Genomic DNA, 14,130 nt, shown 5'->3' with positions numbered 1-14,130 from the left:
CTATGACGTCGACGAGTCGAGCCGAGACGGTCCTGGTGACCGGGGCGACGGGGTTCATCGGCTCCCATACCTGGGTGGACCTGCTCGCCGCGGGTCATCGGGTGGTGGGAGTGGACAACTTCGTCAACAGCTCACCGCGGGTGCTGGACAGGCTGCGTAAGGTGGTGGACGGCGACATCGACTTCGTGCGGCTCGATGTCCGTGACCGGGCGGCGCTCGGTGACGTGTTCCGCCGATGGAAGATCGATTCCGTTGTTCACTTCGCCGCTCTCAAAGCCGTCGGCGAGTCGGTCGACATCCCGCTGGAGTACTACGACACGAACGTCAACGCGACGTTGGGTCTGGTCCGCGTGATGGCGGAGCACGGCGTGCGCCGGCTGGTCTTCTCGTCCTCGTGCGCAATCTACGGAGCGGCGGACAAGGTGCCGATCGCCGAGGACACGCCGGCCCGCCCGACCAATCCCTACGCGCGCACCAAATGGATGTGCGAGCAGATCCTCGCCGACCTCTGCGCCCGGGATCCGTCCTGGCACGTGACGTCCCTGCGATACTTCAACCCCGCCGGGGCGCACGAGTCGGGCCTGCTCGGCGAGGATCCCCGCGGGGTGCCGAACAACGTCATGCCCTACCTGGCCCAGGTGGCGGTCGCCCGGCGCCCGGAGCTGTCCATCTTCGGCGACGACTACCCCACGCCCGACGGCACGGGCGTACGCGACTACATCCACGTGGTCGACCTGGCGGAGGGCCATCGACTCGCTCTCGATCATCTCGATGACCAGGCGGGACATCGGGTCATCAACCTTGGGACCGGCGCTGGCACCTCCGTGCGGGAACTGCTCGCGGCCTTCTCCGCGGCCTGCGCTCGTGATCTCCCCAGTCGCGTCGTGGCGAGGCGGCCGGGGGACGTCGCCGCCCTGGTCGCCGACGCGGCGCTCGCCCGTACGGCACTCGGCTGGTCAGCCCGCCGGGATGTCGCGGACATGTGCCGGGACGCCTGGGAGTTTCAGCGTCTCAATCCAGGGGGGTACGACGATGAGGAGGAGCCTGATGAGCTCGTCGGACAGCCTTGATGATGCGGCGGCGCCCGGAACCGGGCCTCGTCCACGCCTGACCGTCATCGGCACCGGGTACCTGGGGGCCACCCACGCGGTGTGCATGGCGGAGCTTGGCTTCGAGGTGCTCGCCGTGGACGTCGACCATTCGAAGATCGAGCGGTTGTCCGCGGGGGAGATCCCGTTCTTCGAGCCCGACCTCGCCGACCTCCTGCGCGCGAACCTCCGGACCGGACGGCTGCGTTTCACCACCTCCTTCGAGGAGATTGCCGAGTTCGGCGACGTGCACTTCGTCTGTGTGGGCACCCCCCAGCGTGCCGACGGTTACGGGGCGGACCTGAGCCACCTGCACGCCGCCATCGAGCGCCTCGCGCCGCTGCTGACCCGGCCGTGCCTCGTGGTCGGCAAGTCGACGGTGCCGGCCGGCACGGCTGCGGGGCTCGCCCGGACGATCGCGCAGCTCGCCCCGGCGAACCGCCCGGTCGCGGGCGAGACGGCGCCCGGCGCGGCGGGGGCCGACGGGTTGGGCCGCGTCGAGGTGGGCCATGACGGGTTGGGCCATGACGAGGTGGACGAGCCCGCTGCCGACATCTCCAGCGATCTCGCCGGCGTCCAGCTGGCCTGGAACCCGGAGTTCCTCCGGGAGGGCTTCGCGGTGGCCGACACCCTGCGACCGGACCGGCTCGTCTTCGGTGTCGCCTCCCCGGCTGCGGAGGGAGCGCTGCGGGCCGCTTTCGCGCCGGTGATCGCCCAGGGGGTGTCGGTCATCGTGACCGACTACGCGACGGCCGAGCTGGTGAAGACGGCGGCCAACTCCTTTCTCGCGACGAAGATCTCCTTCATCAACGCGATGGCGGAGGTGTGCGAGGCGGTCGATGCCGATGTCCTGACGCTGGCCGAGGCGCTGTCCCACGACGTGCGCATCGGCGGGAACTTCCTGCGTCCGGGGGTGGGGTTCGGGGGCGGCTGCCTACCCAAGGACATCCGGGCCTTCCAGGCCCGCGCAGACGAGCTCGGGGTCGGTGCGGCGCTGCGTTTCCTGCGTGAGATCGACGAGATCAACAATCGTCGCCGGGACCGTGTGGTGGACCTGGTCACCGCGGCCCTCGACGGCACGCTGGTCGGCCGGCGCCTCGTCGTGCTGGGCGCCGCGTTCAAGCCCAACTCCGACGACGTGCGGGACTCCCCGGCGCTCGCGGTCGCGGGGCTACTGGCCGAGACCGGCGCCGGGGTGACGGTCGTGGATCCGGTCGCGACGCGCAACGCCCGGCAGGCCCGGCCCGGCCTTGCCTACAGCGACTCCGTCGAGGCCGTGGTCGAGGGGGCCGACGCGCTGGTCCTGCTCACCGAGTGGCGCCAGTTCGCCGACCTGGACCCGGCCCGGCTCGGGGCCGTGGTCCGGCGCAAGGTCGTGGTGGACGCCCGGCACGCGCTCGACGCCGACCAGTGGCGTCAGGCCGGATGGGTCTACCTGGCCCCCGGCCGGCCGACCGGCGTCATCCCGAGCTCGTTGCCGGAGCAGCGGCACCGGGGGGACGGAGCGCCGCCGGCGCCGGTCGAGCAGTGCGGCGAGACGGGTGCGCGGCTCGCGGAGGTCGAGGCGCGCGCGGGGCACCCGGTGTGATCGACGGGATGGGGCCCGGTGGAACGGGCCCCATCCCCGCCGTGGAATCGCTCTCCGGCTGTGAGGTCAACGAGCCCCACGCGATAGGCTGCTGCTCATGCGTCTCCTCGCTCGACATCGGTGACTGCCACCCGGCTTCGCGGTTGACCGTGCCCGGGGCGGCAGGTGCCCGTCCGTTCGAGATGATGAGGAGATTCCGCGGCGATGAGTGACGCGCCGATCGTCCGTCCCCTGCCCGTGAGCGGATTTCCCGAGTGGCTGCCCGAGGTCCGTCTCGTCGAGCAGCGCTGGCTCGACACCATCCGGGCGACGTTCGAGCGGTACGGCTTCTGCTCGGTAGAGACCCCCTCGGTCGAGGCGCTCGAGGTGCTGACCGCGAAGGGGGAGACCTCCCAGGAGGTCTACACGCTACGCCGCCTGCAGGCCGACGCCGACGACGACAGCGCCCGCCTCGGCCTGCACTTCGACCTCACAGTGCCTTTCGCGCGGTACGTGGCCGCCCACTTCAACGACCTCGTGTTCCCGTTCAAGCGCTACCAGATCCAGCGGGTGTGGCGGGGGGAGCGTCCCCAGGAGGGCCGCTTCCGCGAGTTCACCCAGTGCGACATCGACGTGATCAACGTTGATCAGGTGCCCCTGCACTTCGACACGGAACTTCCCCGCATCGTGCACGAGGTCCTGGGCACCCTCGGCGTTCCGCCCTGGACCCTCAACATCAACAATCGCAAGGTGCTCCAGGGCTTCTACGAGGGCCTGGGCATCGGCGATCCGCTGGCCGTCATCCGGGTCGCCGACAAGCTCGACAAGATCGGCCTCGCGGGGGTGGAGGGGCTGCTGACCACCGCGGTCGGGCTCGACCCGGACCAGGTGCGCGCCTGCCTGGAGCTCACGGGCATTCGGGGCTGCGATCCCGGCGTCGTCGAGGAGGTACGCCGGCTCGGGGTGAAATCGGACCTGCTCTCCGAGGGGCTCGACGAGCTCGCCGCGGTTCTCGGCGATCTCGCTGACCTGCCCGCCGGCGACGTGGTCGCGGACCTCTCGATCGCCCGCGGTCTCGACTACTACACCGGGACCGTCTACGAGGCGAAGTTCGTCGACTGGCCGGACTTCGGCAGCATCTGCTCGGGGGGACGGTACGACAACCTTGCCGGCTCCTTCATCCGCCGCAACCTCCCCGGCGTCGGGATCTCGATCGGCCTCACCCGCATCTTCGCCAAGCTACTGGCCGAGGGCCTGCTCACCACCGGGCCGTCCAGCCCCGCCGACGTGCTAGTCGTGATCCCCGCCGCGCCGCGCCGCGCCGCCGCCCTCGCGACGGCCGCCGAGTTGCGCACCCGGGGGCTGCGGGTGGAGACCTACCACCAGCCGGACAAGGTGGCCAGGCAGGTCCGCTACGCCTCCCGCAAGGGCATCGGATTCGTCTGGTTCCCGCCCTTCGACGATGGCCGGGCGCACGAGGTGAAGAACATGGCCACCGGGGACCAGTCCGCAGCGGACCCGGCGACCTGGACCCCGTCCGCGGGCTGACCGGCGGGCCCGGGGGTCGTGCGCAGCCCGCGGTCCGATGCGCGCGGCGGCACGCCCGCCGCGCCATCGCCGGGAGGCTGTCCGTCGTGACGTGGCCGGGCGGCCGGGGATTGACGGGGGCGGAGATCCCCGGCCGCGCCATGCCACGCCGTGAGGGCGGGCACTGCGACTCCTCGTCGCTGGGGACTGACGAGGCGTCCACCTCCGGTGTACCACGCGGGTCGTGACTGCCAATCCCCGCGCGTCGATCGGGTGACCGGACGGGTAAGTGGATGCCGACACGATCCCGGTTGGGCGATTGCTGGCCCGGTCGGGTGATTGCAGGCCTGGCGTCCGGGTGCATGCCGCAGCCGGGTGAGGTCCCCGCGCCCCGGCGGATGGGCGCCGTCTATCGTGGGCGGAGTCCGCCAGCGACCGGGCAACGGGTCCCGCGTCCAGATGATGGAGGTGGCAGTGTCGCAGCCGACGCCCGAACCGACGTCCGTGCGGCTTCGGGTCCAGGTGATCGCCAAGACCGAGTTCATCCCCCCGGACGACGTGGCCTGGAGCACCGACGCCGACGGCGGTCAGGCCCTCGCCGAGTTCGCCGGGCGGGCCTGCTACCAGAGCTGGAACAAGCCGAATCCGGCGACCGCGACCAACGCCGGCTACCTACGGCACATTCTCGACGTCGGGCATCTGTCCGTGCTCGAGCACGGGACCGTATCGCTCTATCTCACCGGGGTGTCGCGCAGCCTCACCCATGAGCTGGTCCGGCACCGGCACTTCTCCTACAGCCAGCTCTCCCAGCGCTACGTCCCCGAGCGGGACGCCGCCGTGGTGGAACCGGAGGTCATCGCGGCCGATCCGGAGCTGCACGCCCTGTTCCAACAGGCCGCGGCGGCCTCGCTGGAGGCCTACGGGCGCCTGTTGGAAGGTCTGGAGAAGCGGTTCGCCGACGTTTCCGCGCCTATCTCACGGCGCAAGCAGGCGCGTCAGGCGGCCCGGTCGGTGCTGATGAACGCGACCGAGACCCGGATCGTGGTCACCGGGAACTACCGGGCGTGGCGGCACTTCATCGGGATGCGGGCGAGTGAGCATGCCGACGTGGAGATTCGCGGGCTTGCCGTCGCCGTCCTGCGGGAACTGCTCCGGGTGGCGCCCAACGTGTTCGCCGACTTCCGGATCTCGACGCTGGATGACGGCACCGAGGTCGCCTCCAGCCCGCTGGTGGGGGAGGGCTGAGCGCCGGACCTTCCCGCCGCCGGCCGTCTATTGATTTACTGGGAGAAAGAGTACAGCCGATGACGAGCGTCGTCGACGCCGAGCGGAGCGGGGCGGATCCGGCCGCGGGGCCGTTGTCCCCGGTGGAGCTTGACCTCATCCACGCCTACTGGCGAGCGGCGAACTATCTGTCCGTCGGACAGATCTACCTGCTCGACAATCCCCTGCTCGCCGAGCCGCTGCGTCCGGAGCACGTCAAACCGCGCCTGCTCGGGCACTGGGGCACGACTCCCGGCCTGAACCTCATCTACGCCCATTTGAACCGCGTGATCCGGGCAAAGGACCTGAACGCCATCTACATCATCGGTCCGGGTCACGGCGGTCCCGGCATCGTGGCGAACGCCTACCTGGAAGGTACCTACAGCGAGGTCTACCCCTCGATCGGCCGGGATGTGGCGGGGATGCGGCGGCTGTTCCGGCAGTTTTCCTTCCCCGGCGGAATTCCCAGCCACGTCGCGCCGGAGATTCCCGGGTCCATTCATGAGGGCGGCGAGCTCGGTTACGTGCTGACCCACGCCTACGGCGCGGCCTTCGACAATCCCGACCTGGTGGTCTGCGCCGTCGTGGGGGACGGGGAGGCCGAGACGGGCCCGCTCGCGGCGAGCTGGCACTCCAACAAGTTCCTCGACCCGGGTCGCGACGGCGCGGTGCTGCCGGTCCTGCACCTCAACGGCTACAAGATCGCCAATCCGACGATCCTGGCCCGCATCCCCGAGCAGGAGCTGACCGCGCTCCTGCGTGGCTACGGGTACCACCCGTACTTCGTGGCCGGGGACGACCCGGCCGCGGTGCACCAGCGGATGGCGGGCGTCCTGGACGCCGCCGTCGACGAGATCCACGAGATCCAGGACCGGGCCCGCCGCCACGGCCACACCGAGCGCCCCACCTGGCCGATGATCGTGCTGCGGACCCCCAAGGGGTGGACCGGGCCGGCCACTGTTGACGGCCTGCCGGTCGAGGGCACGTGGCGGTCCCACCAGGTGCCCGTCGCGCAGTTGCACGACAACCCCGGGCACTTGGCCCAGCTGGAGGCGTGGCTGCGCTCCTACCTGCCGGAGGAGCTCTTCGATGCCGGCGGCGCCCCGCGGCCCGAACTCGCCGCGCTCGCCCCCCGCGGTCCCCGGCGGATGAGTGCGAACCCGCATGCCAACGGGGGCGAGCTGCTGCGTGATCTGACTCTTCCCGACTTCCGTGACTACGCGGTCGACGTCACCGCCCCCGGGACCACCCTCGCCGAGCCGACCCGGATCCTGGGCGCGTTCCTGCGGGACGTGGTGGCCGCCAATCCGAGCACCTTCCGGGTGATGGGCCCGGACGAGACCGCCTCCAATCGGCTGGGTGCGCTCTTCGAGGTGACCGACCGCGTCTGGAACGCCGGGACGGAACCGACGGACGAGCACCTGGCCGTGGACGGTCGGGTCATGGAGGTGCTTTCCGAGCATCTGTGCCAGGGCTGGCTGGAGGGCTATCTGCTCACCGGCCGGCACGGGTTCTTCTCCTGCTACGAGGCGTTCATCCACATCGTCGACTCGATGGTCAATCAGTACGCGAAATGGCTGAAGACCACCCGGCACATCCCGTGGCGGCGCCCGATCGCATCGTTGAACTACCTGTTGACCAGCCACGTGTGGCGGCAGGACCACAACGGCTTCTCCCATCAGGACCCCGGATTCATTGACCACGTCGTGAACAAGAAGGCCGAGGTCGTCCGGGTGTACCTGCCCCCGGACGCGAACACCCTGCTCTCCGTCGGCAACCACTGCCTGCGCAGCCGGCACTACATCAACGTGATCGTGGCCGGCAAGCAGCCGGCGTTGAACTACCTGTCGATGCCGGCGGCGATCGCCCACTGCACCCGTGGCCTGGGCATCTGGGACTGGGCCAGCAACGACCACGACGCGCCCGGCGACGGGCTGCCGGATGTGGTGATGGCCTGTGCCGGGGACATCCCGACCCTGGAGACCCTCGCCGCGGTGGACCTCCTGCGCCAGTACTTCCCCGACCTGAAGGTGCGCGTCGTCAACGTCGTCGACCTGATGTCCCTGCAGGACGAGGCGGAACATCCGCACGGCATCTCGCACGCCCGCTTCGATGCGCTGTTCACCACCGACCGGCCGGTCATCTTCGCCTACCACGGCTATCCCTGGCTGATCCACCGGCTGACCTACCGGCGGCACAACCATCACAACCTGCATGTCCGTGGCTACATCGAGGAGGGGACGACCACCACCCCGTTCGACATGGTCATGCTGAACAACCTCGACCGGTTCCACCTGGTGGCGGACGTCATCGATCGGGTACCGAGTCTGGGCGCCCGCGCCGCGCACGTCCGGCAGCAGATGATCGACGCGCGGCTCGCGGCCCGGACCTACACCCGGGACCACGGCGAGGACGTCCCGGAGATCCGGAACTGGACTTGGCCCTACTGAGCCTCGCCCCTACCGAGCCCCGCCCCGTCGCGATGAACGTCCTGGTGGTCAACGCCGGATCGGCCAGCCTCAAGCTGCGGCTGATCGGCCCGGACGACGTCCTGCTCGCCGCGCGCGATCTCACCGCGCCAGCCGGTCGGGTGGACTCGGCCGGGGTCATCGCCGCGTTGCGCGAGCTCACCCACGAGGGTGGCCAGCCGGGCGCGGTCGGGCACCGCATCGTGCACGGCGGGACGGATTTCGCCGCCCCCGTGGTCGTCGACCGGGTCGTGGTCGAGCGGCTGCGGAGGCTGACCGCCCTCGCCCCCCTGCACCAGCCTGCGGCGCTTGCCGCCCTCGACGAGGTCGGGGCGGCCGTGCCCGAGGTGGCGCAGGTCGCTTGCTTCGACACGGCGTTCCACAGCCGGATGCCGGCGGAGGCCATCACCTACGCCATCCCGGCCGAGTGGCGGGAGCGGTACGGCATCCGCCGGTACGGCTTCCACGGCCTGTCCCACGCCCACGTCTCCCGGCGGGCGGCCGCGCTCACCGGGGCGCGGCGCATCGTGACCTGTCATCTCGGCTCGGGCGCGTCGCTCGCCGCCGTTCTCGACGGGGTGGGGGTGGACACCACGATGGGCTTCACCCCGCTGGAGGGCCTGGTGATGGCCACCCGGTCCGGCACCGTGGATCCCGGCGCGCTGCTGTGGCTGCAGACGGAGGCGGGACTGAGCGCGCACGAGCTCACCGATCGCCTGTTCACCTCGGCGGGGCTGCGTGCGCTCGCGGGGACGGCGGACATGCGGGATGTCGAGTCCGGCGCCGCCGCGGGTGAGCCGGCCGCCGCGCTGGCGCTGGCGGTCTACCTGCACCGGCTGCGCGCCGGGATCGCCGCGATGACCGCCGCGCTGGGCGGGCTGGACGCCCTGGTGTTCACCGGCGGCGTCGGGGAGAACTCTGCCTCCGTGCGGGCCGGGGCCGCGGCCGGACTCGGCTACCTGGGCGTGGCGGTGGATCCCGAGCGTAACGATCCGGCCCGGGCCGGTGGTACGGGTCTGCCGGGCGGCACGGGCCTATCTGGTGGCACGGAGCGCGAGATCGGCGTGCTGGGGGCCGCCGTGCGCACGCTCGTGATCGAGGCACGCGAGGACCTGGAGATCGCCCGCGGGACCCGGGCAGCCCTCGCTGGTGGCGCTGGGTGACGGTAGTCCGATGTTACGGTAATGTCCCGGGTGGCGGGTGCGATCCTGGCGGACCCGCGCGCCGCCGGATGGCACCGCCCGGACGATCCGGTGGCGGTACTCTGAAGGCTCTGTCGCGGCGAGTGGGACGGTGCTGCCCGGTCCGGTGCGGTCCGGTCCGGTGTCCTCTCCGCCGGTCGTCCCGTCGTCCCCGAGCGGGGCCCGGCCGGTCGCGATCCGTCTCCATTCGGTGACGGCGGGGTCCGATCGGCGTCAGACCCCGTCGCGGTGCCCGACAGCGCGCGGTGCGCCGTCCCCGGGCTGGGCGGATGGTATCCGCGTGTGGTGGCCCGGCGCCCCCGCGGGTCTCGCGCCGGTCGCCGGTGGTGCTTGTGGGCGGGTCCGGGGAGCAGGCCCGGCTCGGGCCGGCGGAGCGGGAAAGGCGGCGTGGGCGGAGGATGGACCGGTGCCGGCCCGGCGGTGTCGGAGGAGTGAACGTGGAGGTTCGGCGGTCCGGCGGGTGACGTCGGTCGCCGAGGTGATGTCGGAGGTGCCGTCTAGCGTGACCGGTATGTCAATGTTGCCGCCGGCGCCGTTCGGGCGCGTGATCACAGCGATGGTCACGCCGTTCCGGGCGGACGGCGGTCTCGATGAGGCGGGTGCCGCGCAGCTCGCGAGCCGTCTGGTGGACGCCGGCAACGACGGGCTCGTGGTCAACGGCACCACCGGGGAGTCTCCGACGACCACCGACGAGGAGAAGGACCGCTTGGTGCGGGTCGTCGTCGAGGCCGTGGGAAGCCGTGCCCGCGTGATCTCCGGTGTCGGGACGAGTGACACCGCGCACAGCGTGGAACTGGCGCGGGCCGCCGAAGCCGCGGGCGCGCACGGTCTGCTCGTCGTGACGCCCTACTACAACAAGCCACCGCAGGCCGGGTTGCTGCGGCATTTCGTCACCGTCGCCGAGGCGACCGGGCTACCGGTCGTCGTCTACGACATCCCCGGCCGGACCGGGGTTCCGGTGGCGTCGGAGACTTTGGTGCGGTTGGCCGAACACCCGCGTATCGTCGCGGTCAAGGACGCTAAGGACGATCTGCCCGCATCCTCCTGGGTGCTGGCGCGGACCGGTCTGGCGTATTACTCCGGCACCGACGCGCTCAACCTGCCGTTGCTATCCATCGGGGCATGCGGAGTCATCAGTGTTGTCGGGCACGTGGCCGCACCCGCGATCCGTGCCATGATCGAGGCCTTCGGGGCCGGTGAGGTGGGTCGGGCGATCGCGCTGCATCAGGGCTTGCTGCCCGCGTACGAAGGAATGTTCCGCACCCAGGGCGTGATCCTGGCCAAAGCCGCGCTGCGGCTGGCCGGGCTGCCCGCGGGGCCGGTCCGGCCACCGTTGGTGGACGCCACTCCCGCTGAGGTCGCGCGGCTGCGGGCGGACCTCGCCGAGGCGGTCCTCGACGCCGCCGGGCCGCCGGGCGCGCCCGGCGGCGCCTCGTCCGGGTCCGGGTCGTCCGTCGGGCTGGCCGTCGCCGCGGCGGGTGAGGTCTCATGAGCCATCCGCATCCCGACCTCGGCCCGCCGCCGCCGCTGCGCGCGGACGGCCTGCGGATCATCCCGCTCGGTGGGGTCGGGGAGATCGGTCGCAACATGACCGTCTTCGAACACGCCGGCCGGCTGCTGATCGTGGACTGCGGGGTGTTGTTCCCGGAGGACGTCCAGCCGGGGATCGACCTGATCCTGCCCGACTTCACCGCCATCCGGGATCGTCTCGACGACATCGAGGCGGTGATCCTCACCCACGCACACGAGGATCACATCGGGGCGGTGCCCTACCTGCTGCGGGAACGGCGTGACATCCCGCTGATCGGCACCCGGCTCACCCTGGCGCTGATGAACGCGAAGCTCGCCGAGCACCGCGTCAAGGCGGTCACTCAGGAGATCCGGGAGGAGGAGCGGCACGCCTTCGGGCCGTTCGAGTGCGAGTTCTTCGCGGTCAACCACTCCATCCCGGACGCCGTGGCCGTGGCCATCCGCACCGAGGCCGGGCTCGTCCTGCACACCGGCGACTTCAAGATGGACCAGCTGCCGCTCGACGGCCGGCTGACCGACCTGGGGGGCTTCGCGCGGCTCGGCCGCGAGGGTGTGGACCTGCTGCTGTCCGACTCGACCAACGCCGAGGTGCCCGGGTTCGTCACCTCCGAGCGGGAGATCGCCCCGGTGCTCGACGGAGTCTTCCGCGAGGCGACCCGCCGGATCATCATCGCCTGCTTCGCCAGCCATGTGCACCGGGTGCAGCAGGTGCTCGACGCGGCCGAGGAGCACGGTCGGTCGGTCTGCTTCGTGGGCAGGTCGATGGTCCGCAACATGGGAGTGGCCCGCGACCTCGGGTTGCTGCGGGTGCCACCGGGTCTGATTGTCGACGCCCGGGACGTGGACGCGCTGCCGGACCGCAACATCTGCCTGATCTCCACGGGCTCCCAGGGGGAGCCGCTCTCGGCCCTGTCCCGGATGGCCAACCGGGATCACCAGATCCGCATCCAGGCCGGCGACACGGTCGTGCTCGCTTCCAGCCTCATCCCCGGCAACGAGAACGCGGTGTTCCGAGTGATCAACGGGCTGACCCGCTACGGCGCCAAGGTCGTTCACAAGGGCGTGGCGAAGGTGCACACCTCGGGTCACGCCCCGGCGGGCGAGTTGCTCTACGTCCTGAACGCCACCAGGCCGTCCAACGTCATGCCGGTCCACGGCGAATGGCGGCACCTGCGGGCCCATGCCAAGCTCGCCGAGGCGACCGGGGTGCCCCCGGACCACGTGGTGCTCGCCGAGGACGGCATGGTCATCGACCTGCTCGACGGCCGGGCGCGGATCACCGGCGTTGTTCCCTGCGGCTATGTCTACGTCGACGGCGCTGCGGTCGGGGACGTCGGTGAGCCGAGCCTGAAGGACCGCCGGATCCTCGGCGAGGAGGGTTTCATCACGATCACCGTCGTGGTGGACGCCGCAGCGGGCAAGGTCGTCGTCGGCCCGGATCTCTCCGCCCGCGGCTTCTCCGATGCGCCGGGCGCCTTCGACTCCGTCTCCAAACTGGTCAGCGACGGGCTGGTGGACGCGATGCGCACCGGGATGAACGATCTGACGGCCCTGCAGCAGCTCGTGCGGCGTACGGTCGGTCGCTGGGTCAACGAGAACTACCGGCGCCGTCCGATGATCGTTCCGGTGGTTCTCGAGGTCTGAGGCGTTGCGGCGCGCCCGGTTCGTCGGGGTTGCCAGTACTCGGGCACGCTCGTGTGTACCGTTTCGACGGTGGCCACACGGACCAGTGGCGCGCGGACGCGTGCGCAGACGGAGACGGCCACGTCCCGGCCGAGGGGCGGTGGTGGGCGTCAAGGCACCTCGCGGGGTGAAGGTACCTTGCGAGGCGGCGGTCAGGGCGGCAAGGCACGCGCATCGACGGCGGCTGGCCGGTCGGGCAGCTCCCGCGCGGCCGGCCGCGGTAGGAGACCGGCCCGTCCACCGGCGCGGGCGAGCCGTCCCCCGCTGTCGCTGCTGATCGGCCAGACAGTCGTCAAGAGCGTCTACCGGCTGTGGATGGGCGCGGCGACGGCGCTGGGCACCATGCTGCGCCGGGCCGGCCGGGGCGCCCGTGAGCTGCACATCGATCCAGGGCACCGGCGTGACGGGCTCGGCCTGACCGCGTTCGGCGGGGCGATCCTGGCCGGCGCCTCGGTGTGGTTCTCCGCCGCCGGGCCGCTGGGGAGGTACGTGGCCGCGATCCTGGAGCTGCTGGTTGGCACCGGTGCCTGGGCACTGCCGCTGTTCGGCCTGGGCGCCGCGTGGCGGCTGGTCCGGTCCCCGACCGATCCGGATAGCCGGGGCCGGGTGGTGATCGGGTGGACGGCGGTCGCCGTCGGTCTGCTCGGCATGGTGCACATCGCCCGTGGCCTGCCCGACTTCTCGGACGGCGTCGCCCGGATGCGGGCGGCCGGTGGCGTCGTCGGGCTGCTCGGTGGCCTCCCGCTGGCGAGCGCGGTGACGCCGTACGTCGCCGTTCCGCTGTTGCTGCTGCTGACGTTCTTCGGCGTTCTCGTCATCACGGCGACCCCTGTCCGCCAGGTGCCCGAGCGGCTCGGTGAACTCGTCGATCGACTCACCATCGGGGTGCGCGGTCCCGCTCGGGATGCCGGCGAGTACGACGCGGACGTGGACTTCCGCGACGACCCCGAGGACGATTCGGAGCTGTCCGACGGCCTGCTCGCAGCCGGGGCGGCCGGGGCGGGTCGGGGTCGGCGTCGGCGCGGTGGTCGGGCGACCCCGCCTGGGGGAACGTCCCCGGGTGATGGCGAGGTCTTCGATGCCGCCGGTCCCGCCGGTCCCGCCGGTCCCGCCGGTCCCGCCGATGCCGCCGGTCCCGCCGGGGATCTCGCCCTCGACCTGTTCGGTGAGCTCGCCGGCCCGGAGGCGGATACCGGCTACGTGACCACGGCCCCCGATCCGGGCGGTGCGGCCGCTGGTGGCGGGGAACCGGTAGCGGGGGCCGCGCCCGGTCCGCAGCGCAGGGCCCGGGCCCGGGCAGCCCGGGTGACCGCGGGTGCGGCGGACACCGCGACCGGCGTCCCCGGTCCGGGTTCCGCGGACTTCGGCGGTGAGATCGAGCATCTGGTCCCCCCGACCGATGGTGACTACCGGCTGCCGTCGCCGACCCTGCTGCGTTCCGGTACGCCGCCCAAGGTCCGCTCGGCCGCGACCGACGGGGTGATCGCCTCGCTGACCGATGTGTTCGCCCAGTTCAAAGTGGACGCCCAGGTCACCGGCTTCACCCGGGGACCGACGGTGACCCGCTACGAGGTCGAGCTCGGTGCCGCGGTCAAGGTCGAGCGGATCATCCAGCTCACGAAGAACATCGCGTACGCGGTGAAGAGCCCGGACGTGCGGATCATCAGTCCGATCCCGGGCAAGAGCGCGGTCGGTATCGAGATTCCCAACACCGACCGGGAGTTGGTGTCGCTCGGCGACGTCCTGCGCAGCGGGGAGGCGATCGGTAACCCGCATCCGCTGGTTGTCGGTCTCGGCAAGGA

At 71.4% G+C, this 14,130-nt stretch carries 9 protein-coding genes; all 9 read left to right on the top strand.

Going from position 1 to position 14,130, the window contains the following annotated elements; translation table 11 throughout:
- Positions 1–2 precede the first annotated feature (2 nt).
- On the top strand, positions 3–1,070 hold the full coding sequence (gene galE / locus AC08OX_RS01165; protein WP_476606083.1) for a UDP-glucose 4-epimerase GalE: 1,068 nt from the start codon (positions 3–5) through the stop codon (positions 1,068–1,070).
- The gene (locus tag AC08OX_RS01160; RefSeq protein WP_476606082.1) at positions 1,048–2,676 is read left to right on the top strand and encodes a UDP-glucose dehydrogenase family protein; all 1,629 of its coding nucleotides are present in this window, start codon (positions 1,048–1,050) and stop codon (positions 2,674–2,676) included. Before galE ends, AC08OX_RS01160 begins: the two co-directional genes overlap by 23 nt.
- A gap of 204 nt (positions 2,677–2,880) precedes the next feature.
- Complete coding sequence (gene hisS, locus AC08OX_RS01155; RefSeq protein ID WP_476606081.1) at positions 2,881–4,203, top strand: histidine--tRNA ligase; 1,323 nt, start codon at positions 2,881–2,883, stop codon at positions 4,201–4,203.
- Between the two features lie 438 nt (positions 4,204–4,641).
- Complete coding sequence (thyX, locus tag AC08OX_RS01150; RefSeq protein WP_476606080.1) at positions 4,642–5,427, top strand: FAD-dependent thymidylate synthase; 786 nt, start codon at positions 4,642–4,644, stop codon at positions 5,425–5,427.
- A gap of 59 nt (positions 5,428–5,486) precedes the next feature.
- Positions 5,487–7,895, top strand: a complete 2,409-nt coding sequence (locus AC08OX_RS01145) for a phosphoketolase family protein (RefSeq protein ID WP_476606079.1) — start codon at positions 5,487–5,489, stop codon at positions 7,893–7,895.
- 32 nt (positions 7,896–7,927) lie between these two features.
- Complete coding sequence (locus AC08OX_RS01140; protein ID WP_476606107.1) at positions 7,928–9,076, top strand: acetate/propionate family kinase; 1,149 nt, start codon at positions 7,928–7,930, stop codon at positions 9,074–9,076.
- A gap of 520 nt (positions 9,077–9,596) precedes the next feature.
- Positions 9,597–10,607, top strand: a complete 1,011-nt coding sequence (dapA, locus tag AC08OX_RS01135; RefSeq protein ID WP_476606106.1) for a 4-hydroxy-tetrahydrodipicolinate synthase — start codon at positions 9,597–9,599, stop codon at positions 10,605–10,607.
- Positions 10,604–12,289, top strand: a complete 1,686-nt coding sequence (locus AC08OX_RS01130) for a ribonuclease J (RefSeq protein ID WP_011437919.1) — start codon at positions 10,604–10,606, stop codon at positions 12,287–12,289. Before dapA ends, AC08OX_RS01130 begins: the two co-directional genes overlap by 4 nt.
- A gap of 354 nt (positions 12,290–12,643) precedes the next feature.
- Positions 12,644–14,130, top strand: a 1,487-nt coding sequence (locus AC08OX_RS01125; RefSeq protein ID WP_476606105.1) for a DNA translocase FtsK 4TM domain-containing protein, incomplete at its 3' end; no start/stop codon positions are given.

The sequence above is a fragment of the Frankia sp. CoBUL1 genome (assembly GCF_978021245.1).
The sequence above is the reverse complement of the archived record's forward strand: the minus strand, read 5'-3'. Positions and strand labels throughout refer to the sequence as shown.